General features: G+C 70.5%; 14 protein-coding genes and 2 tRNA genes. 9 read left to right on the top strand and 7 right to left on the bottom strand.

Annotated elements, in window-relative coordinates; genetic code table 11:
* Nucleotides 1-219: 219 nt before the first annotated feature.
* Nucleotides 220-1,557 carry a DUF1254 domain-containing protein gene (locus tag AC21LY_RS23215; protein WP_489048938.1) on the top strand — a complete coding sequence of 446 codons (1,338 nt, stop codon included), beginning with the start codon at nucleotides 220-222 and terminating at the stop codon, nucleotides 1,555-1,557.
* A gap of 67 nt (nucleotides 1,558-1,624) precedes the next feature.
* Here AC21LY_RS23215 and AC21LY_RS23210 read toward each other — a convergent pair whose 3' ends face one another.
* Genes AC21LY_RS23210 through AC21LY_RS23200 form a run of 3 tightly spaced genes read right to left on the bottom strand, consistent with a single transcriptional unit; the run spans nucleotide 1,625 to nucleotide 6,316 of the window.
* Nucleotides 1,625-3,037: a phytoene desaturase family protein gene (locus AC21LY_RS23210; RefSeq protein WP_489048937.1), complete on the bottom strand. Its 1,413-nt coding sequence runs from the start codon at nucleotides 3,035-3,037 to the stop codon at nucleotides 1,625-1,627.
* Nucleotides 3,034-4,818 (bottom strand): DUF3556 domain-containing protein, encoded by a 1,785-nt coding sequence (locus tag AC21LY_RS23205; RefSeq protein ID WP_489048936.1) that lies wholly within the window; start codon nucleotides 4,816-4,818, stop codon nucleotides 3,034-3,036. The genes AC21LY_RS23210 and AC21LY_RS23205 overlap by 4 nt, the downstream gene beginning before the upstream one ends.
* Nucleotides 4,819-4,846: 28 nt before the next feature.
* On the bottom strand, nucleotides 4,847-6,316 hold the full coding sequence (locus tag AC21LY_RS23200; protein ID WP_489048935.1) for a class I adenylate-forming enzyme family protein: 1,470 nt from the start codon (nucleotides 6,314-6,316) through the stop codon (nucleotides 4,847-4,849).
* A 148-nt stretch (nucleotides 6,317-6,464) separates the two neighbouring features.
* Between AC21LY_RS23200 and AC21LY_RS23195 the strand changes: the two genes are divergently transcribed.
* The 4 genes from AC21LY_RS23195 (at nucleotide 6,465) to AC21LY_RS23180 (ending at nucleotide 12,133) form a co-directional block, all read left to right on the top strand.
* Complete coding sequence (locus AC21LY_RS23195) at nucleotides 6,465-7,727, top strand: PucR family transcriptional regulator (protein ID WP_489048934.1); 1,263 nt, start codon at nucleotides 6,465-6,467, stop codon at nucleotides 7,725-7,727.
* Between the two features lie 38 nt (nucleotides 7,728-7,765).
* Entirely contained in the window at nucleotides 7,766-9,355 is a 1,590-nt protein-coding gene (serA, locus tag AC21LY_RS23190; protein WP_489048933.1) for a phosphoglycerate dehydrogenase, read from the top strand.
* Nucleotides 9,352-10,371 (top strand): 3-isopropylmalate dehydrogenase, encoded by a 1,020-nt coding sequence (locus AC21LY_RS23185; protein ID WP_489048932.1) that lies wholly within the window; start codon nucleotides 9,352-9,354, stop codon nucleotides 10,369-10,371. The genes serA and AC21LY_RS23185 overlap by 4 nt, the downstream gene beginning before the upstream one ends.
* Nucleotides 10,372-10,567: 196 nt before the next feature.
* Entirely contained in the window at nucleotides 10,568-12,133 is a 1,566-nt protein-coding gene (locus AC21LY_RS23180; RefSeq protein ID WP_489048931.1) for a WS/DGAT/MGAT family O-acyltransferase, read from the top strand.
* Between the two features lie 72 nt (nucleotides 12,134-12,205).
* Here AC21LY_RS23180 and AC21LY_RS23175 read toward each other — a convergent pair whose 3' ends face one another.
* Nucleotides 12,206-12,697 carry a hypothetical protein gene (locus tag AC21LY_RS23175; RefSeq protein WP_489048930.1) on the bottom strand — a complete coding sequence of 164 codons (492 nt, stop codon included), beginning with the start codon at nucleotides 12,695-12,697 and terminating at the stop codon, nucleotides 12,206-12,208.
* A gap of 95 nt (nucleotides 12,698-12,792) precedes the next feature.
* Complete coding sequence (locus tag AC21LY_RS23170; protein ID WP_489048929.1) at nucleotides 12,793-13,977, bottom strand: MFS transporter; 1,185 nt, start codon at nucleotides 13,975-13,977, stop codon at nucleotides 12,793-12,795.
* Between the two features lie 91 nt (nucleotides 13,978-14,068).
* On the opposite strand from AC21LY_RS23170, the gene AC21LY_RS23165 reads away from it, so the two are divergent.
* Entirely contained in the window at nucleotides 14,069-14,842 is a 774-nt protein-coding gene (locus AC21LY_RS23165) for a fumarylacetoacetate hydrolase family protein (RefSeq protein ID WP_489048928.1), read from the top strand.
* 51 nt (nucleotides 14,843-14,893) lie between these two features.
* Here the strand turns inward: AC21LY_RS23165 and AC21LY_RS23160 are convergent, their stop codons facing one another.
* Nucleotides 14,894-16,270, bottom strand: coding sequence for an MFS transporter (locus AC21LY_RS23160; RefSeq protein WP_489048927.1), 1,377 nt, complete (start codon nucleotides 16,268-16,270; stop codon nucleotides 14,894-14,896).
* A gap of 72 nt (nucleotides 16,271-16,342) precedes the next feature.
* Between AC21LY_RS23160 and gltX the strand changes: the two genes are divergently transcribed.
* The 3 genes from gltX (at nucleotide 16,343) to AC21LY_RS23145 (ending at nucleotide 18,130) form a co-directional block, all read left to right on the top strand.
* On the top strand, nucleotides 16,343-17,863 hold the full coding sequence (gene gltX, locus AC21LY_RS23155) for a glutamate--tRNA ligase (RefSeq protein WP_489048926.1): 1,521 nt from the start codon (nucleotides 16,343-16,345) through the stop codon (nucleotides 17,861-17,863).
* Nucleotides 17,864-17,948: 85 nt separating this feature from the next.
* A tRNA-Gln gene (locus AC21LY_RS23150) sits at nucleotides 17,949-18,020 on the top strand.
* 37 nt (nucleotides 18,021-18,057) lie between these two features.
* Nucleotides 18,058-18,130 (top strand) — tRNA-Glu (locus tag AC21LY_RS23145).
* Nucleotides 18,131-18,190: 60 nt separating this feature from the next.
* Here the strand turns inward: AC21LY_RS23145 and AC21LY_RS23140 are convergent.
* The gene (locus AC21LY_RS23140) at nucleotides 18,191-19,396 is read right to left on the bottom strand and encodes an IS30 family transposase (protein WP_489046438.1); all 1,206 of its coding nucleotides are present in this window, start codon (nucleotides 19,394-19,396) and stop codon (nucleotides 18,191-18,193) included.
* Between the last annotated feature and the right edge of the window lie 402 nt (nucleotides 19,397-19,798).

Genomic DNA, 19,798 nt, shown 5'->3' with positions numbered 1-19,798 from the left:
GCACATCCCCGACTGCCCGAGGGGGCTGCGAGCATCGGCTCCTCGAACACCGCATCCCGACGCGCGGGGCGTTCCCGCGGCTGGTGCTCTCGCTCTTGCTGCCGCCGACGCCGCGCGGTGGGTTGTAGTGTGGCACCGCGGTCGGTGAGCATCGCCTGACGGTGCCGGCCGTAGTCGGGGTCGAGACAGCGGCCCTGCGCTACGAGAGGCAGAACGTCCATGGAGATCATTCGTCAGTACGCCCGGCAGCGCGCGATCGAGGCGGTGATCTGGTCGATACCCGCGCTCGTGGACGTCTTCTTCCGCGACGCGTTGCGTGACGATTTCGGCGTCGACGTCGGCGACGTGATGGTGATGCGGCGACCGCTGGTCGCGCGGCACGAGGTGCTCACCCCGAACAACCAGGTCGGCTACTGCGCGGTTCCGTACGACCTGTCGGCGGGGCCGCTGGTGGTGGAGATCCCGGCGAGCACCGCCGAGTGCGCGATCATCGGCGAGTTCTGCGACAACTGGCAGGCGCCGCTGTCGATGGTCGGCGCGCAAGGGCCCGACGGTGGCCGGGGCGGCAAGTATCTGCTCCTGCCGCCCGGTCACTCCGATCCGGTACCGGACGGCTACCTGCCGATCCGGTTCGAGGGCTACCGCGGCACGATGGTCTTCCGGCCGGTGGTGCTCGGCTCCGGCACCATGGAGGGCGCGGTCGCGCTGGCGCGGCAGACCAAGGCGTACCCGCTCGCCGAAGCCGAGAACCCGCGGCCGACGCGCATCATCGACCCGTGGGACAAGGAACTGCATTCGCTCCCCGCGTACGACCACACGTACTTCGAGAAGCTCGCGAAGTTCATCTCGGAGGAGCCGATCCGGGAGCGGGACAAGGCGATCGTCGGCTCCCTGGCCTCGATCGGGATCGAGCCGGGGAAGCCCTTCGAGCCCGACGCGGCCATGAGGGAACTGCTCGACGAGGCCGCGCGGGAAGCGTTCGACATCATGCAGTACGGCTTCGAGACCCCGGGCCAGGGGCTCGCCCCGGTGTGGCCGGGCGGTCAGTGGGCAGGCCCGAACCCGGCGTACGTGCCGCTGATGGGGGAGAACTGGTCCTTCGACACCGCGGCCGGGCTCCGCAGCTACGAGCGCGCGGTGCTGCCCTTCTTCTGGGCGAGCTACCTGCCGCAGACGCTCAGCGGCGAGCAGACCTACCTGATCGGGCTGCGGGATTCATCGGGCGAGCTGCTGTCGGGGAAACGACGCTACCGGCTCCGGGTGCCGGCCGACGTGCCCGTCGACAAGTTCTGGTCGCTGATCGTCTACGGCGCGAAGACCAAGTCGTTCATCCCGAACGAGTTGGACCGTGCCGGGTTCGACTCGTACGCGGGCTCCGGTCTGGTGTTGCGCGACGACGGATCGGTGGACATCTACCTGGGAGAGAGGCCCGAGGGACACGAGTCCAACTGGCTCCCGGCGAGCGGCGAGGACTTCTTCGTCATGTTCCGGCTCTACGGACCGCAGGAGTCCTTCCGCGACAAGATGTGGCGGATGCCGGAGATCGAAGCTCTCTGACCGGCACCCCACCCCGTCCGGGGGAATGGGCCGGACGGGGCAGGGCGGGGTGTCGCCCCGAAGAGGGTCACCGCCCCAGTCGGGTGAGCGCTCGGGTCGCGGCGTGGTATCCGCACATGCCGTGAGCGGCAGGCCCGGGTGGCGTAGCGGCGGAGCAGATGTACATACCGGGGACGCCGAGGTCGTACGGCTGCAGCGTGATCCGGGGTCCGAAGACGAGTTGGAGCGGGTCCTTGGAGCCGGTGTTGATGTCGCCGCCGACGAAGTTGGCGTTGTAGCGCGACATCTCGGTGGTCGAGCAGACCGCGGTGCCGACGATGCGCTCGCGGAACCCCGGCGCGAAGCGTTCGATCTGCGCGATGACGGCCTCGGTGGCGTCGCCGGTGAAGCCGCTCGGCACATGCGCGTACGACCACACCGGGTGCACATCCCCGACGCTGCGGGAGGGGTCCGCGAGGTACTGCTGGCCGACGAGGACGAAGGGCCGCTCCGGCATCCGGCCCGCGGCGATCGCCCTCTCCGTGGCGGCGATCTCGGCGAACTCACCGCCGAGGTGGACGGTGCTGGAGCGCCGCGCGTCCGGGTTGGTCCAGGGGACGCCCCCGTCGACCGCGAAGTCCACCTTGAAGGCGCCCGGTCCGTACCGGAAGCGGTTGAAGGCCCGGCGGATCCGGTCCGGCAGCCGGGGGCCGAGGATCGCGGCCACCTGCCGTGGGTCCAGGTCGAAGAGCGTCAGGTCCGCCGCGGGCAGGTTCGCCGCGGTCACCCGGGCGCCGGTCTCGATCCGCCCGCCGAGGGCCTCGAACTCGGCGGCCAGGGCGCCGGCGATCGCACCGGATCCGCCCTCGGCCACCTTCCAGCCGTAGCGGTGGCCCGCGGTGAGCATGCCCTTGCCGATGGCCGAGCTCATCGGCTCGTGCAGTGGCCGGAAGGTGTGCGCCGCGACGCCGCCCCACAGGCCCCGCGCCTGCGGAGTGCGGAAGACGCGCGCGAGCGCCGCCGCAGGCAGGGGAGTGGGTGCCCCGAAGCCGGCCAGCGCCACCGGGTGCCGAGGCACCCGCAGCAGTGGCCCGAGCATCGACGGCCCGATCTTCTCGAAGTGCTCGACCGGACGCCGGAACAGGGCGCGCCAGGCGGCACCGTCGACCCCGAGACCCGCGGCGGTCTCGGCGACGCCGCGCCGCAGTACCCCTGCGGTGCCGTCGTCGAGGGGGTGCACGCACTCGAGTTCCGCGGAGAGCCAGCGCAGCCCGCGCTTCTCGAGGTCGATCGTGGCGAGGAACGGGGAACCGACGGCCATCGGGTGGATCGCCGCGCAGTGGTCGTGCACCAGGCCCGGGACGATCGCCTCGAAGGAGCGGAGCCCGCCGCCGACGGTGTCGCCCGCCTCCAACAGGGTGGTCTCGACGCCCGAGCGGGCCAGGGTGATCGCGGCGGCGAGCCCGTTGGGCCCGCCGCCGACGACGGTGCCGGTGGTCATGCCCGCGAGCCTATCCCGGTGCCGAGGGGGAAGCGGTCGTGGTCCGCCGACCAGGTGATCTCGCACGCGACGGGGCCGTCGGGCAGCCAGGGCTGGGTGTTCACGCACTCCGTGACGCTCCACCGCCCGCGCGCCACCACACCCAGTGCGGCGTCGATGATCTTGAAGTCCTGGCGCAAGCGTGTGATCGGCTGGGACTCGGCCCACACCACGATCACCTCGCCCGGCTCGAAGCCGGCCTGCTCCTGCACCGCGGCGATGAGCGTCTCGTCGTGCAGGTGACCGTCGCCGAAGTTGAAGCCGATCAGGGTGTTGCACACCAGCTCACCCTCGCGGAGGGTGCGCTGCTCGACATCGGGCACGTGGCTCAGCAGCGTCGAGAACAGGCCGCGGCCGTTGCTGTGCAGCGCCCGCCAGCCGAGCCCCATGTTCATCAGCGTCTCGGCCCATTCGCGGGGAACGCCGGTCGCGACGAACTGGTCGACGGTGTTGCTCGCCTGCCGCTGCACCCGGTTCAGCTTCTCCTCGGCGCCGGGCGCGAAGGCCCACATGCCCGTCGCCCAGTTGCCCGCGTACTGGCGCAGCGAGGGCAGGAAGGAGACCTTGTCGGGCCGGATGTTGCCGAGCACGGGGAAGAAGACGAGCGCGGCGAGCACCACCAGGATCAGCCACGACGGATTCATGTCCACCACCGAATAGCCGTCCTGCGCGGGGAATCCGACGAACAGGATCAGAGCGGTGTACGCGAAGAGCAGGTTCCACTCCAGCGGGACGGCCAGCGGGAAGGTGGAGATGATGAACAGGTGGTAGCACACCATGAACACGGCGCAGACGACGGTGAGGGTGCGGTTCACCGAGAACAGCAGGATCAGCGGCGCGGCGATCTCGACGACGGTGCCGAGGCCCTCCGCCATGAACCGGGCGAGGCCCGACGGCAGCAGGTCGTGCGGCGCGCGCCGGTAGTGGGCGCGGCGCAGGCCCTTGAAGGGCATGCACGGCGAGTTGGAGACCATCACGGGGATCACGTTGATGAAGTGCTTGCCGATCTTCGACAGGCCGGCGCCGACCCAGACGACCACGATGAGCAGCTTGAGCCCGACGATCATCGTCGCGAAGGAGAACAACGGCAGCAGCCCGAACATGATCATCGCCGGCATGTACTGCTCGCCGCGGGCGGCGAGGAAGATCGTCTTGTCCCGCAGGCCGATCAGGACGAGCAGCGCGACCGGAGCGATCATGAGCCAGGGCGCCACCAGCTCGTGCGGTGCGGAATCGAGCACGATCCCGCCGGGCAGCGCGATGCCCAGCGCCAGCGCCACGAGCAGCAGCACGTACAGGCCCACGTCGAGCGCGGTGCGGCGGGTGCCGGCGGTGCCGGGCACCCACGTGAAGGGCCGCAGCCGGATGGTGCCCGTGCGGGCCCAGAACCGGATGCCGCCCGTCATCGGCTTGATCTTGAAGGTCAGCGGACCCCAGGCGCCCGCGATCCCGATGGCCTCGAGCAGGGTGGTCCACAGCACCAGCTTCTGATAGACGATGGGCTGGTTCCACCACGTGGAGACCTCCCAGAAGTGCAGGCCCGACGTGGCGGTCGCGAGCACGACGCCGCCGAAGGCGTAGAGCACCACCAGCTTCACGACGTAGATGACGAAGGCGACCTTCTGCGTGCCGAAGCCGTGCTCGACCCAGCGCTGGGTCGCGAACCGGAGCCGCTCCTGCAGAGGCCGGGTGAGAAACTCGGCCGGATCGACCGCGGGGAGGTCGGGTTTCATGAATCCCATGATGAATTCCTAACGGGGAGATGGTGCTTCAGGAGCGATGAGCTGCGTCGAGGCGGCGCAGGGAGGGCTTGTCGATCTTGCCGACGGGGTTCTTCGGCAGCGTCTCGAGCACGGTGATGTCCACCGGCTGCTTGTACTTCGCGAGCTGTGCGCGGGCGTGCGCGGCGATCGCCTCGACGTCGAGCACGGCGCCCGGCGCGGCCGAAACGTACAGTACCGGCAATTCGCCGTACTTCGCGTCGGGGCGGCCGATGACGGCGGCCTCGGCGACACCGTCCACGCCGTACACCGTGGTCTCGATCTCCTTGGGGTAGATGTTCTCCCCGCCGCGGATGATCATGTCCTTCGCCCGGTCCACCAGGCGGAGGTAGCCGTCCTCGTCGAGGACGCCCACGTCGCCGGTGTGCAGCCAGCCGTCGACGATCGTCTTGGCGGTCTCCTCGGGCCGGCCCAGGTAGCCGCGCATGATGTTCGGTCCGGCGAGCAGGACCTCGCCCGGCTCGCCGACGGGGACCTCGGCACCGTCGGGCCCGGCGATCCGCACCTGCTGGCCCGGCAGCGGCACTCCCACGCTGCCCACCTTGCGGACACCGTCGAGCGGGTTGCAGGTCGCGGCGCAGGTGCATTCGGACAGCCCGTAGCCCTCGATCAGCGGGAACCCGTAGCGGGCCTCGAAGCCCTCCAACAGTTCCCGGCTCGCGGGAGCCGCGCCGCAGACGCCGAAGCGCATCTTCGGCAGCTCCGGCCGCACCTCGGGCGGCAGGCCCGCCAGCATCGTGTAGATCGTGGGCACCGCGGAGAAGTACGTCGCGCCCGTCTCGGCGAGCACGTCGAAGAAGGTACGCGGGTCGAACCGGCCGGCGATCGTCACGCGGCCGCCCCCGCGGAGCGGATTGAGCGCGGACACCACGATGGCGTTCACGTGGAACAGCGGCAGGATCAGCAGACTGTGATCGTTCTCGTCGAACGCGAAGGCCGCCGAGGACATCTCGCTCATCGCGACGAGGTTCGCGTGGTCGAGCATCACGCCCTTCGGGCGACCGGTGGTGCCGGAGGTGTAGATCAGCAGCGCCAAGTCGGACGGTGCCGCTACCGGTTCCGCGGTGTCGGGGGCGTGCCCCAGGAGCGAGTCGGCGGGGACGACGGTGACTCCGGCGGGGGCACCGGCGTCGGTGACGAGGACCGCGGCCCCCGCGTCCTGCACCTGGTACTCGACCTCCGGCTGCGCCAGATACGGGTTGATCGGCGTCGCGGCCGCACCCAGATGCCACGACGCAAACAGGGTGACCACGAGCAGCGCGGTGTTCGGCAGCTTCACCGCGACCACGTCGCCGCGGCCGATGCCAGCGGCCCGGAGGGCGGCCGCGGCGCTGCGCACGGCACCGTCGAAGGCGGCGTTGTCCAGATCGAGCGCGTCGTCCGCCACCGCGGGCGCGTGCGGCGCGGCCGCGGCGCGCACCGCGGGCAGGTGGGCGAAGGTGGTGAAGTCGAAGGTCACGGGGGCTCCTTGTGCGGTAGGTGTAACCACCGTAGGGCCGCAGTGATCGTGGTCACATCGTCCAGAGGTGACGAGATGTGACGGCGGTTTCGTCCTCTGAGGACGAATTCATCCTCTCGACGTCCGTTTCGGGCGCTAGACTTTGGCGATGGATCCCGATGCGCCGCGCCGGCTGATCGCCCGCGTGCTGCAGTCGGCGTCGCGGCGCGAGGTCTCCGACGCCATGACGGACCGGATCGCCACGGACATCCCCGGCCTACGGGCCGACGACGCCATCTTCGGGGCGCTGGCGGCGAGCGTCGAGGCGAACGTCGAGAACGTCACCCACGCCGTCGTTCTCGACGTGCCCGTCGAGCGCATCGAGGTCCCGCTCGCCGCCCTCGAGTTCCCGCGCCGACTCGCGCAGCGCGGCCTGGCCGCGACGTCCCTCGTGCGCGCCTACTACCTCGGGCAGCAGACGATGATGGCTCTCGTCGCCGATGCGCTGGATGCGGATCCCGATGCCGGGCAGGAGCTGCGGGAGGCGGCGCTGCGCTGGCTCGTGGGATGGTCCTTCGACTACAACGACGTCGTCACCCAGCGGGTCCTCGAGGAGTACGAGGCGGAGCGCGCGGTCTGGGTCGACGCCCGGAGCGGCGCACGGACGGTGCGGGTGCTCGAGGTGTTGGAGGGCGAGGTGCCGAGTGTGGCGGCCGCCTCCGCGAGCATCCGGTACCCGTTGCGAGGGAGCCACATCGGGATGGTGGTCTGGTACGCCGAGGGCGTCGACGAGGTCGAGCGGATCGAGCACTTCCTCCGCGCGCTCGGGGAGGCCGCCGCCGCCACGGCGCCCCCGCTCTCGGTGGCGATCGACCGGCTCACCGTCTGGGCCTGGTTGCCGGTCACCGACGGGGACGCGGCGATCGCCGCGTCCCGCGCGTTCGTCACCGCCGACCCGGAGTCGCCCCGGGTGGCCCTGGGGCCGCCTCGTACGGGTCTCGAGGGTTTCCGCGCGACGAACCGCGCCGCCCGCGAGGTGCGCCGAGTCGCGGACGCGACGGGCTCGAGACTGCTGGTCGCGACGGATCCCGGGGTCGGGCTCGCCGCTCTCGTCGCGCAGGACGTGGGCGCCGCGCGGTCGTGGGCCGACGGGGTACTCGGCGAGCTGTCCGGGGAGAGCGCCGCCGACGAGCGGCTGCGGAGCACGCTCGAGGTCTTCCTGCGCACCGGAGGAAGCTTCAAGGCGACCGCCGAGCAGCAGCTCATGCACCCGAACTCCGTCAAGTACCGGGTGCGGCGCGCGATCGTGCGCCGCGGCCGGCCGATCGGCGACGACCGGCTGGATGTGGAGGTCGCGCTCGCGGTACGCAGGATCTTCGGCCCGCAGGCTCTCGGCAACCCGGCGCGGACGTCGTCCGACGCAGGTCACTAAGCTGACCGTGCAACCGGCACCGTGAATGAGGAGCGCAAGTGACCCGTCCCGTGGTATTGATCGCCGACAAGCTGGCACCGTCGACAGTGGAGGCGCTCGGTGACGGCGTCGAGGTGAAGTGGGTCGACGGACCCGATCGCCCGGCCCTGCTCGCCGCGGTGCCCGAGGCCGACGCGCTGCTCGTCCGCTCGGCGACCACCGTCGACGCGGAGGTCCTCGCGGCCGCCACCAAGCTCAAGATCGTCGCCCGCGCGGGCGTCGGCCTCGACAACGTGGACGTCCCCGCCGCCACCGAGCGCGGTGTCCTCGTGGTCAACGCGCCCACCTCGAACATCCACACGGCCGCCGAGCACGCCGTCGCGCTCATGCTGGCCACCGCGCGCCAGATCCCCGCGGCCGACAAGACCCTGCGCGAGCACACCTGGAAGCGCAGCGCGTTCAACGGCGTCGAGATCCTCGGCAAGACCGTGGGCGTCGTCGGCATGGGCCGGATCGGCCAGCTCGTCGCGCAGCGCCTCGCGGCCTTCGAGACCAAGATCATCGCGTACGACCCCTACGTCAGCCCCGCCCGCGCCGCCCAGCTCGGCATCGAGCTGGTGACCCTCGACGAGCTCGTCGAGCGCGCCGACCTGATCACGGTGCACCTGCCGAAGACGCCCGAGACCAAGGGCCTCATCGGTCGTGAGCTGCTGGCGAAGGCCAAGAAGGGCGTCATCATCGTCAACGCCGCTCGCGGCGGCCTCGTCGACGAGCAGGCCCTCGCGGACGCGATCACCTCGGGCCACGTCTTCGGCGCCGGCCTCGACGTCTTCGAGACCGAGCCGTGCACCGACAGCCCGCTGTTCGAGCTGCCGCAGGTCGTCGTGACCCCGCACCTCGGCGCCTCGACCTCCGAGGCCCAGGACCGCGCCGGCACCGACGTCGCCAAGAGCGTCCGCCTGGCCCTGGCCGGCGAGTTCGTGCCGGACGCCGTCAACGTCAAGGGCGGCGCCGTCGACGAGGAGGTCGCGCCCTGGCTCGAGCTCACCCGCAAGCTCGGCGTGCTGCTGGGCGGCCTGCCCGGCGGCCAGCTGCCGGAGAAGATCGGCGTCACCGTCCGCGGCGAGCTGGCCAGCGAGAACGTCGACATCCTGCAGCTCTCGGCGCTGCGCGGCCTCTTCTCCGCCGTCATCGAGGACGCGGTCACCTTCGTCAACGCCCCCGCCCTCGCGGAGGAGCGCGGCGTGAGTGCCGAGCTCGAGAAGGTCTCGGAGAGCCCCAACCACCGCAGCCTCGTCGACGTGCGCGCCGTCTACGGCGACGGCACCGTCCAGAACGTCTCGGGCACCCTGTCGGGCCTGGGCCGCGTCGAGAAGATCACCAACGTCAACGGCCGCAACTTCGACCTGCGTGCCGAGGGCCTCAACCTGTTCATCGCCTACGGCGACAAGCCGGGCTCGCTCGGCAAGATCGGCACGCTTCTCGGCGACGCCGGCATCGACATCCAGGCCGCGGCGCTGAGCCAGGACGCCGAGGGCGACGGTGCGACGGTGCTGCTGCGCGTCAGCCAGGCCGTCCCGGCCGAGCTGCAGAAGGCCATCGCCGAGGCGGTCGCCGCCACCACCATCGCGCAGGTGGACCTGTCGTGAAGCTCGCGGTGATCGGCGGGGACGGTATCGGCCCCGAAGTGACGGCGGAGGCACTCAAGGTCCTGCGCGCCGTGGTCGGCGACTTCGAGACCACCGACTACGACCTGGGCGCTCGGCGCTACGAGCGCAACGGAGAGCTGCTCACCGACGAGGACCTCGCGTCCCTGCGCGAGCACGACGCGATCCTCCTCGGCGCCATCGGTGACCCGCGCAAGGTCCCGCCCGGCGTGCTCGAGCGCGGCCTGCTGCTCAAGATGCGTTTCGCGCTGGACCACCACGTCAACCTGCGACCGTCCAAGCTCTTCCCCGGCGTCGAGTCGCCCCTGCGCAACCCGGGCGAGATCGACTTCGTCGTGGTCCGCGAGGGCACCGAGGGGGCGTACACCGGCAACGGCGGCGCGATCCGCGTCGGCACGCCGCAGGAGGTCGCGAACGAGACCTCGGTCAACACCCGCTTCGGCGCCGAGCGCGTGGTGCGCTTCGCCTTCCGGCTGGCGCAGTCGCGCCGCAAGAAGCTGACGCTGGTGCACAAGACCAACGTGCTGGTGCACGGCGGCGGGCTGTGGCAGCGCACCGTCGACGAGGTGGCGCAGGAGTTCCTCGACGTCTCCGTCGACTACTGCCACATCGACGCGGCCACGATCTACCTGGTCACCGACCCGTCGCGGTTCGACGTGATCGTCACCGACAACCTCTTCGGCGACATCCTTACCGACGAGGCCGGCGCGATCTCGGGCGGCATCGGCCTGGCCGCATCGGGCAACATCGACGCGACGGGCGTCAACCCGTCGATGTTCGAGCCCGTGCACGGCAGCGCCCCGGACATCGTCGGCCAGGGCGTCGCGGATCCCACGGCGGCGATCCTGTCCGCCGCGATGCTGCTGCGGCACCTCGGCAACGAGGAGGGCGCACAGCGCATCGAGGCCGCCGTGACGGCGGATCTCGCCGCGCGCGGCGGTGCCCCGATCCGCACCACCGAGGTCGGCGACCGGATCGCCGCCGCCGTCGCTCGGTAGCGCCGGGGCCTCCGGCGGGCCGGACTTCTCGACCGCAGCGGGCGTCCGCCACCTCCCTTTCCCGGGGGTGGTGGGCGTCCGCTGCGGCGTTTCTCGACGGGCTTATCCCGAACCGCCGTCCGGTTCCGCCCGCGCCGATTAGCCTGTCGGGCAGGCGTTCGAGACCACGGGCGCCCTGTCCGGGAGGGTCCTCACGATGTCCGAATCGAATCCGAGCCCGGTGGCTGCGGCGAAGTCGTTGAACGTGCTCGACGCGTTCTTCCTCTACGGCGAGTCGCCGACCACGATGATGCACGTGGCGGCCCTGCTGCGGTTCAGCCCGCCGCCGGGCGCGCCCGCGGACTACGTGGAGCAGTTGGTGGCCGGGATCCGCCGGGACGCGGTGGTCCAGGACCCGTGGAACAGGAAGCTGCGCGCGCCGCGGGTGACGCCCTATCCGCTTCAGGCCTGGGTGGTGGACGAGGACATCGATCTCGACTACCACTTCCGGCACTCGGCGCTGGGCTCGCCGGGCGGCGAACGCGAACTGGGAGACCTGGTGTCGCGGCTGCACAGCACCCCGCTCGACCTGAACCGGCCGCCGTGGGAGATGCACGTGATCGAGGGGCTGGCCGACGGCGGCTTCGCGATCTACGCGAAGCTGCACCACTCGCACGTCGACGGGTACTCCGCGCTGCAGCTGCTGCTGCGCAGCCTGCTCCCGGATCCGGATGCGCTGGACACGCCGATCATGTTCGCGGTGCCCGCGGAGATCCCCGGGGTGTCGGACGGCGGGGCCGACGGTGCCGAGCCGGCCGAGTCCGGCGCGACGGATGAGGACGGGGCGCACGCCGGGCTGCTGAGCCGGGTCGCCGACACCGTCACCCTGCCGGTCCGCGCGGTCGCCGAGACCGCCGGTCGGATCGGCGCCGTCGCCGAGCAACTCGGCAGCATGGCCGGGCAGCTGGGTGGGGCGGTCGGCCGGATCGTCCGGCCCGCGGACGGCCTGGACCGGCCGAGTGTCGCGCTGAGCGCGCCCGATTCGATCTTCAACCGGAAGGTGGGGCGTCACCGGCGGTTCTCCACCCAGGACCTGAGCCTCACGGAGATCAAGCGCGTCGCGAAGGCCCGTGGGGCCACCGTCAACGACGTGTGCCTCGCGGTGCTCGGCGGCTCGTTGCGCAGGTTCCTCGCCGAGCTCGGCGAGCTGCCGGACCGGTCGCTGATCTCGTTCGTGCCGATCAGCCTGCGGCCGCCGGGCGCCACCGGGGGCGGCAACGCGGTGGGCGGAATGCTGGTGGCGTTGGGGACCGACATCGCCGATCCGCTCGACCGGTTGTCCGCCGTGGTGGCGTCCGCGCGGGCCGGGAAGGCGCAGTTCGACGGGCTGTCGCAGGACGCGGCCATGGCCCTGAGCTTCTCCATGCTCGGCCCGGCCGCGACCCAGGCCGTGCTGTCCACCGCCGGGGTGCCGACGCCGGTGCCGCCCACCTTCAACGTGAGCGTGAGCAACGTGCCGGGGCCGCGGGAGACCCTCTACTTCCGTGGCAGTCGACTGCTCGGGATGTACCCGGTGTCGATCCCGTACCACTCGTCGCTGAACGTGACCTTCCTCGGTTACCGCGATCAGCTCGACTTCGGGTTCATCGGGGATCGCGATGCATCGCCGCACCTGCAGCGGCTGGCCGTGTACACCGGGGAGGCGCTGACCGAGCTGGCGGCCGCGGTGGACGCCGCCGCGGAGTCCACCGCCCCGGCGACGGAGGGGGCTACGCCGGCGTAGCCGGAGGGCGGCGAGGCGCACAGACTGGCGGGCCCAGGATCCGCACCGCCGCCACTCCCGGTAGACGGAGGATCAGTAGTACTCCCATTCGTCAGGAGCCTGTTCGCGCCCGATGCCGAGTTCGGTCATGCCGGCGGAGGTGAGCACACGGGGTGGGGCGCCCCAAACGAATTCGATGACTTCCGTGGCCAGAGCGACGACCTCATCGCGGAAGTGATCGAGGCTGTTGTGCGCTCGCTGACTCCGATCGAAGAACCAACTCGGCATCGGTGGTCCCTCGAGCCAGCCGCTGGTCGGTGACTTCGCACTCGCGTACGACGCGGCGCAACCGCGTAGGACCCACTTGATCACGTTCGGACTGACCGTCCGGGGCGGCATCCCGCCCTCTGTGTACTTGACCTCCGGGATCAGGCTTCCGCCCTCGATCGCGTCAGCGAGGGGGACGCCGTAGAAGTCGGCGAGTACGCGGTAGCGGGTGGAGTGGAACGCCGCGATATCGCCGCCCCAGGACTCGTACTTCTGTGCGTCGAGGTAGCTCTCGAACAGGTCTCGGTAAGCAGACACCGGCGGGTCCGATCGGTGAGGTGGTCCGTGCCGGCTCGGCACGAAGCCGACGTTACTGACTGGGGCTGACATCTCCGCGGCGCATCACGGCGTGGTCAGACCGGTGCGCGGTCGCGCGGGACCAAGGGGTACGCGAGCAGCGGCGCGATCGCGACGATCGCGAAGGCCGCAGCGAACCCGGTGGCGGTGATCAGCACGCCCAGGAGCGGGCCCGTCGCCGTGGTGACGACGTACTGCCCGGTGTTCTGGATGCCCAGCGCCCGGCCGCTGTAGTCCGGTCCGGCCTTCTCGGCGATCGCGGTGAACGCGAGCCCGTTGTCGGCGACGGTGACGGTGGAAGCGATGAGGAAGACCGCGATCGCGACGGGTGACTCGACGGCGGTCAGCGCGCCGAGCGCCCCTATCGATACCGCCGCGGCCACCGCGATCCACTTGATCGGCTCGGTGCGTGAGCCCATCCGGTCCGACCACGCGCCCGCGGCGATGCGCCCGACCGCGCCGAACAGCTGGCTCGCGGAGACCAGCAGGCCCGCGGACGCAGGCGACCAGTGCAGTCCGACGATCAGCCAGGTGATGCCCCACGTCCAGAGCGCGCCCTGTGGCAGCACGAGCAGGAGGGATACGGCGTGGATTCGCACCAGGAACGAGTCCTGCCGGTACGGATTCACGGATGCCGCCGGTCCGGTCGGGCCGGATGCGGGCCGGGGCGGGTCGACGATGAAGGCCACCACCAGGATCAGCGACAGCACGGCGACCGCCAGCGGCACCGTCATCGCCCACGCCGGGCCCGCGCTGCTCGCGAGGAACGGCATCGTCACCGACAGGAGGGCCACGCCCAGCGGCTGCGAGGTCTGCCGGATCCCCATCGCGGTGCCGCGCGACGATGCGGGGAACCAGCCGACCACGATCCGACCGCTCGCGCCGTTGGCGCTTGCCGCCATGCCGGCGGCGACGAACAGGCCGAGCGCGGCCACGGGCAGGGGTGCTCCGGTCGCGAACGCGGCGACGGTGCCGGCGAGCCCGGCCGTCGCGCCGGCCATGCTGACGATGAGGACGCTCCGCTCGCCGTACCGGTCGATCAGCACGCCCCACGGGATCGTGGTGAGCAGCAGCCCGGCGGGCGCCGCGGCTGCGAAGACGCCGGCCGAACTGACGGAGAGCCCGTCCCGGATGAGCTGTGGGATGAGGAACGCGACGGCGTTCACGGCGACGGTCGATGTGATCGCGGCGGTCATGGACACCACCAGGATCCACCAGCGGCGGGCGGCGGACATCTCCATATCAAATCCCAATCAGTGGAACGACATGCTTATATATTGGGATGAAGCCTAGCTGATCGAAGTATTCGCGGCCAGCGGTAGGGTGTGTGACATGCGCCTTGCACGAATCGCCAGCAGTGACGGTGTCGCCTTCGCGGCCATCGAGGGGGACCCCGACGACGGTGCCCGGGCTCGCGAGATCGCCGAGCATCCCTTCGGCACACCGGAGTTCACCGGCCGCAGCTGGGCGCTCGATGATGTGCGCCTGCTCGCCCCGATCCTGGCCAGCAAGGTGGTCTGCATCGGGAAGAACTACGCGGCGCACGCCGCCGAGATGGGCGGTGAGGCGCCGGCGGATCCGGTGATCTTCATCAAGCCCAACACCTCGATCATCGGCCCGCTCGCGTCGATCAAGCTGCCCCGCAGCTCGCAGCAGGTGGACTACGAGGGTGAGCTGGCCGTCGTCATCGGCCAGCCCTGCCGCGATGTGCCCGCCGCCCGCGCGAAGGACGTGATCCTGGGCTACACGGTCGCCAACGACGTGACCGCGCGCGATCACCAGCGCCACGACGGCCAGTGGACCCGCGGCAAGAGCTACGACACCTTCTGCCCCCTGGGCCCGTGGATCGAGACGGAGTTCGACCCGTCGGACGCGCGGATCTACACCGAGCTCGACGGCCAGATCAAGCAGGACGCGCGGACCTCGGACATGATCCACTCCGTCGGCGACATCGTCGAGTGGATCTCCTCGGTCATGACCCTGCTCCCGGGCGACGTGATCCTCACCGGCACGCCGGAGGGCGTCGGCCCCATCACCGCCGGGCAGCACGTCGCCGTCACCGTCGAGGGGATCGGCACCCTGACCAGCCTCGCCGAGGATCGCTGACGATCCGGCCGTTCGTTCTCGCGCCGCGCCGGCCTGGGAGCCCGGCGGGCCTCACCGCTGGACCGCGCGGGAGCCGGCGTCGGCGGGCAGGCGCAGGGCGCCGATCAACGGGATGAGGAGTAGTGCCGCCAGGGGGAGGAAGGCCAGGCGGTAGCCGAGTTCGGTCGCGCCGGGTCCGGCCGCCGCTAGTCCGGCGCCCGCGGCCGCGGCGACCGCCGCCACCCCGAGGGCGGTACCCACCTGCTGCAGGGTGGCGGACAGGCCGTTGGCCGAGCTGCGCAGTTCTCGGGGGACGTCCGCGAACATCATGGTGTTGTACGCGCTGAACCCGATCGAGCGGACCGCGCCGCTGAACACCAGCAGCGCGAAGATCACCGGACCGGGGGTCGCGCCGTCGACCCACACGAACGCGACCAGCGCGCCCGCCCCGGCCACGATCGACCCGACCAGCGTCCGCCGGAAACCGAGGAGCCGGATGATCGGGGTGGTCAGCGGCTTGATGCCGAGATTGCCGAGGAAGACGGCCGTCACCATCGCGCCGGCCGCGGCCGCGCTCCAGCCGAATCCGGCCTGGAACAGCAGGACGAAGAGGAACGGCGCGCCGCTGATCACCAGGCGGTAGACCGAGCCGCCCACGTTGCCCGCGCGGAAGGTCCGGATCCGCATCAGCGCGGGTTCGAAGAGGGGATGCTCGCGGCGTGCCATGCTCCGCGCCGCGACCACCGCGAGCGCGACCGACCCGCCGAAGAGCGCGGCCACGAGCCACGGCCGCCCGCTCCGGAGAAGCTCAGCGCCGCCCGTGAGACAGATGACCGCGCCCGCGGTCAGCAGGTAGCCCCGGCGATCGAACGGGGCGATCGTCGTCTCGTCGTCCGGCGGAACCAGGACCAGCCCGCCGATCGCCAGCGCGATCCCGAGCGGAACGTTGAGGGCGAAGATCCACCGCCACCCCAGGGTGTCGGTGATGACGCCGCCGACGAACGGTGCGATGACCGGCGCGAGCAGCGAGGGCCAGGTCAGGTACGCCATCGCCGCCAGGAGGTCGGACGGGCGCACGCTGCGGAGCACGGCGATCCGCCCGACCGGGATCATCAGCGCGCCGAATACCCCCTGGGCCATCCGGAAGACGCACAGCCAGAACAGGCTCGGAGCCAGCGCGCAGGCGACCGACGCGCCGGTGAAGCCCACCACCGAGCACAGGAATGCGGGTCGGGTGCCGAACCGGTCCGCGACCCACGCCGCCGCCGGGATGGCGACGGCCACCGCGAGCAGATACCCGACGATGGCCGGGCTCACGCCCGCCGGCGTGACCCCGAACTCCCGTGCCACTGCGGGGGCCGCGGTCTGCAGCACGGTCCCGTCCAGGTTCTCGAGGAACAGGGCGCCGGCGACGAGGACCGCGAGGCGACGGCTGAATCCGGTGGTCACCGCGGCGAGAGTACCGCCGCCCGGCTCCACGCCCTCGTTCGGGCGGGGACGCGCCCGACTACCCTGGACCCCGTGACTGAGTCTTCCGCCGCACCGTCGAACACCCCCGTCCGCGTGCGCTTCTGCCCGTCGCCCACCGGCACCCCGCACGTCGGCATGGTGCGTACCGCGCTGTTCAACTTCGCCCACGCGCGACACACGGGCGGCACCTTCGTCTTCCGCATCGAGGACACGGACGCCGCCCGTGACAGCGAGGAGAGCTACGCCGCGATCCTCGAGTCGCTGCGCTGGCTCGGCCTCGACTGGGACGAGGGGCCCGAGGTGGGCGGCCCGTACGGCCCGTACCGCCAGTCCGAGCGCAAGGATCTGCACCTCGACGTGGTGCGGCGCCTCGTCGAGGGCGGCTTCGCCTACGAGGCCTTCTCCACCCCCGAGGAGGTGGAGGCACGGCACGTGGCGGCCGGCCGCAACCCGAAGCTGGGCTACGACAATTTCGATCGTGACCTCACGGATGAGCAGCGCGCCGCCTACCGGGCCGAGGGACGCAGCCCCGTCGTGCGCCTGCGGATGCCCGACCACGACTTCACCTGGAACGACATGGTCCGCGGCGAGACCACCTTCGCCGCGGGCAGCGTGCCCGACTTCGCGCTCACCCGCGCGAACGGCGACCCGCTGTACACCCTGGTCAACCCCGTCGACGACGCGATGATGAAGATCACGCACGTGCTCCGCGGGGAGGACCTGCTCAGCTCCACGCCGCGGCAGCTCGCGCTGTACGAGGCGCTGGAGAAGATCGGTGTCGCCGAGCGCACGCCCGAGTTCGGGCACCTGCCGTTCGTGATGGGGGAGGGCAACAAGAAGCTCTCCAAGCGTGATCCCGAGTCGAACCTGTTCCACCACCGCGACCGCGGCTTCCTCCCCGAGGGGCTGCTCAACTACCTCGCGCTGCTCGGCTGGGGCATCTCGGCCGACAACGACGTCTTCAGCCTCGACGAGATGATCGCGGCCTTCGACGTGCACCGCGTCAACTCCAACCCCGCGCGGTTCGACCAGAAGAAGGCCGACGCGATCAACGCCGAGCACATCCGCCTCCTCACTCCTGAGGACTTCGCGGGGCGCCTGCGGGCCTTCCTCGTCGAGCGGGGCTACGTCGACGGTGCCCGGCTCGGTGCCGAGTTCGCCACCGCGGCGGAGCTGGTCCAGACCCGCATCGTCGTGCTCTCGGACGCCTGGGACCTGCTGAAGTTCCTCTACGTCGATGAGGCCGACTTCGCCGTCGACCCCGCGGCCGCGGCCAAGAACATCAAGGCCGACGCCGGCGAGGTGCTCGATGCCGCCATCGCCGCCCTGGAGGGGCTCGGCGAGTGGACCACCGAGGCGATCGAAGAGGCGCTCAAGGGCAAGCTCATCGACGAACTGGCGCTCAAGCCGCGCAAGGCCTACGCCCCGATCCGCGTCGGCGTCACGGGCTCGCCCATCAGCCCGCCGCTGTTCGAGTCCCTGGAGCTGCTCGGCCGGGAGCGCACCCTGGGTCGCCTCGCCGCCGCTCGTGCGCTCGTGCCCGCCGACGGTGCTGCCCCGCAGCAAGGATGACCAGGCGATTTGGCGTTCCCGGCGCTGCTGGGTAAGCTGGATCGCGGCTCAAAACGAGGTCGGAAACGTCCTCGAAGAGAGTCATTGGCCTATGGTGTAATTGGCAACACAGCTGATTCTGGTTCAGCCATTCTAGGTTCGAGTCCTGGTAGGCCAGCGTGACAACGCCCTCGCGTGAGCGGGGGCGTGTCCTAGCCCCCGTCGTCTAGCGGCCTAGGACGCCGCCCTCTCACGGCGGTAGCGTGGGTTCGAATCCCATCGGGGGTACTCGTAGTCGAAGGCCCGGACTCCAGGCGGTTTCTAGGGGTCGACGCAACACTGCCTGTTCTACTGGGTGGTGATTAGATCACGCATACGCTCGGCTGGGGTTTCCCAGCCGAGCGTTTTGCGTGGTCGGCTGTTGAGTTGCTGAGCGACGTGCTCGAGATCCGCGGGGCCGTAGACGCTCAGGTCGGTGCCCTTGGGGAAGTACTGCCGGAGCAGCCCGTTGGTGTTCTCGTTGGTGCCGCGCTGCCAGGGGCTGGCTGGGTCGCAGAAATACACCTGCATATCGGTGGCCACGCTGATCTGCGCATGCCGGGCCAACTCTGCGCCTTGGTCCCAGGTCAGCGACCCGCGTAGGTGCGCGGGCAGGTCTTTCATCGCGGTGATGATCGCGTCGCGGACCTGTTCGGCGTCGTGCCCGTCGGGCAGGTGCAGCAGCATCGTGTAGCGGGTGGAGCGTTCGACGAGAGTGCCGATCGCGGTCTTGTTCTGCTCACCGGTGATGAGATCCCCCTCCCAATGGCCGGGAACAGCACGGTCCTCGACTTCGGCCGGGCGGTCGCTGATCATCACCATCGGGTCGATGAACCGCTGATACCGCTCACCTTCTTTCCGCTGCGGTTTGCGTTTGGTTCGTCCGGTCCGGAGTGCTTGCTGCACTTCTCGTTTCATCCCTCCACGGGCTTGGAAGTACAAGGCCTGGTAGATCGTCTCGTGGCTCACCCGCATGCTCTCGTCGTCAGGGTGATCCCGGCGCAGACGGTGCGAGATCTGCTCCGGCGAGAGCTTCCTCGACAAGCCCTCCTCGACCTCTGCCCGCAGGACCGTGTTCACCACCAGTTTGGACTGCTTCGGCCGCGCCCGAGCCGCCACCGCTACCCGATCGGCCTGATACGGCAGATACCGGCCGCCGATGCTGCGTTGACGGACCTCCCGGGAGATGGTGGAGACGTTCTTGCCGATCCGGGCGGCGATGGTCCGCATCGAGTCCTTGAGTACCAGCCCGTCAGCGATTGCGATGCGGTCATCGAGCGAGAGGTAACGGTCACTGATCGCGATCGCGATCGCCGAAGCATCGTCTCGGCTCGAGATGGCACTGGTCACAGCCTGTTTGTAGATCGTCTTGGTTCGATAGTCCACGACTGTGCCGTCCGGGTGGATCCGCCTGCCACTGGTTCGTCGGATTCCCTGGCGCCAGTCCCGGGCGGTGCGTTCGTTCACCTGCACCTCACGGGCCGCGCGCGCTGACGACCACCCCTGATCGAGCAGCGCGAGAAATCGCTTCCTCGCCTCCGGCTTACCCACCGCCTTCAGCTTGTCCGCCGTGACCAGACCGGCATCGACCAAGACCCTGCGAGCGACCGAGAACGCCACATCGCACTCGATCGCAGCCTTGTTGATCGAGCCGGTCCGATCGAACACCGCCACGATCCGCTCCGGATCTGCCGGCCTACCCGGCCCGCGAGGCGGCCCCACCGGGTGGCCAATCGCCCGCAGAATCGCGTAACACCGCCGCCGCGGCACACCCACCGCGACAGCGGCCTCCTTCACCGGAACACCGGAGTCGACCAGCTGCGCCAGCTCGCCGCCGAACCGGGCACAGTCCTCCTGAAACGACATGATCGCCGCAACCTCTCGTTGAGAGTGTTGCGACGATCATGTGAACCCGCC

It is taken from the genome of Tsukamurella sp. II2bb, assembly GCF_057815145.1.
The sequence above is the reverse complement of the archived record's forward strand: the minus strand, read 5'-3'. Positions and strand labels throughout refer to the sequence as shown.

Coding starts and splice junctions, on each gene's coding strand:
- AC21LY_RS23215 (WP_489048938.1), top strand. CDS start 220: ATGGAGATCATTCGTCAGTACGCCCGGCAGCGCGCGATCGAGGCGGTG.
- AC21LY_RS23210 (WP_489048937.1), bottom strand. CDS start 3,037: ATGACCACCGGCACCGTCGTCGGCGGCGGGCCCAACGGGCTCGCCGCC.
- AC21LY_RS23205 (WP_489048936.1), bottom strand. CDS start 4,818: ATGGGATTCATGAAACCCGACCTCCCCGCGGTCGATCCGGCCGAGTTT.
- AC21LY_RS23195 (WP_489048934.1), top strand. CDS start 6,465: ATGGATCCCGATGCGCCGCGCCGGCTGATCGCCCGCGTGCTGCAGTCG.
- AC21LY_RS23180 (WP_489048931.1), top strand. CDS start 10,568: ATGTCCGAATCGAATCCGAGCCCGGTGGCTGCGGCGAAGTCGTTGAAC.
- AC21LY_RS23170 (WP_489048929.1), bottom strand. CDS start 13,977: ATGGAGATGTCCGCCGCCCGCCGCTGGTGGATCCTGGTGGTGTCCATG.
- AC21LY_RS23165 (WP_489048928.1), top strand. CDS start 14,069: ATGCGCCTTGCACGAATCGCCAGCAGTGACGGTGTCGCCTTCGCGGCC.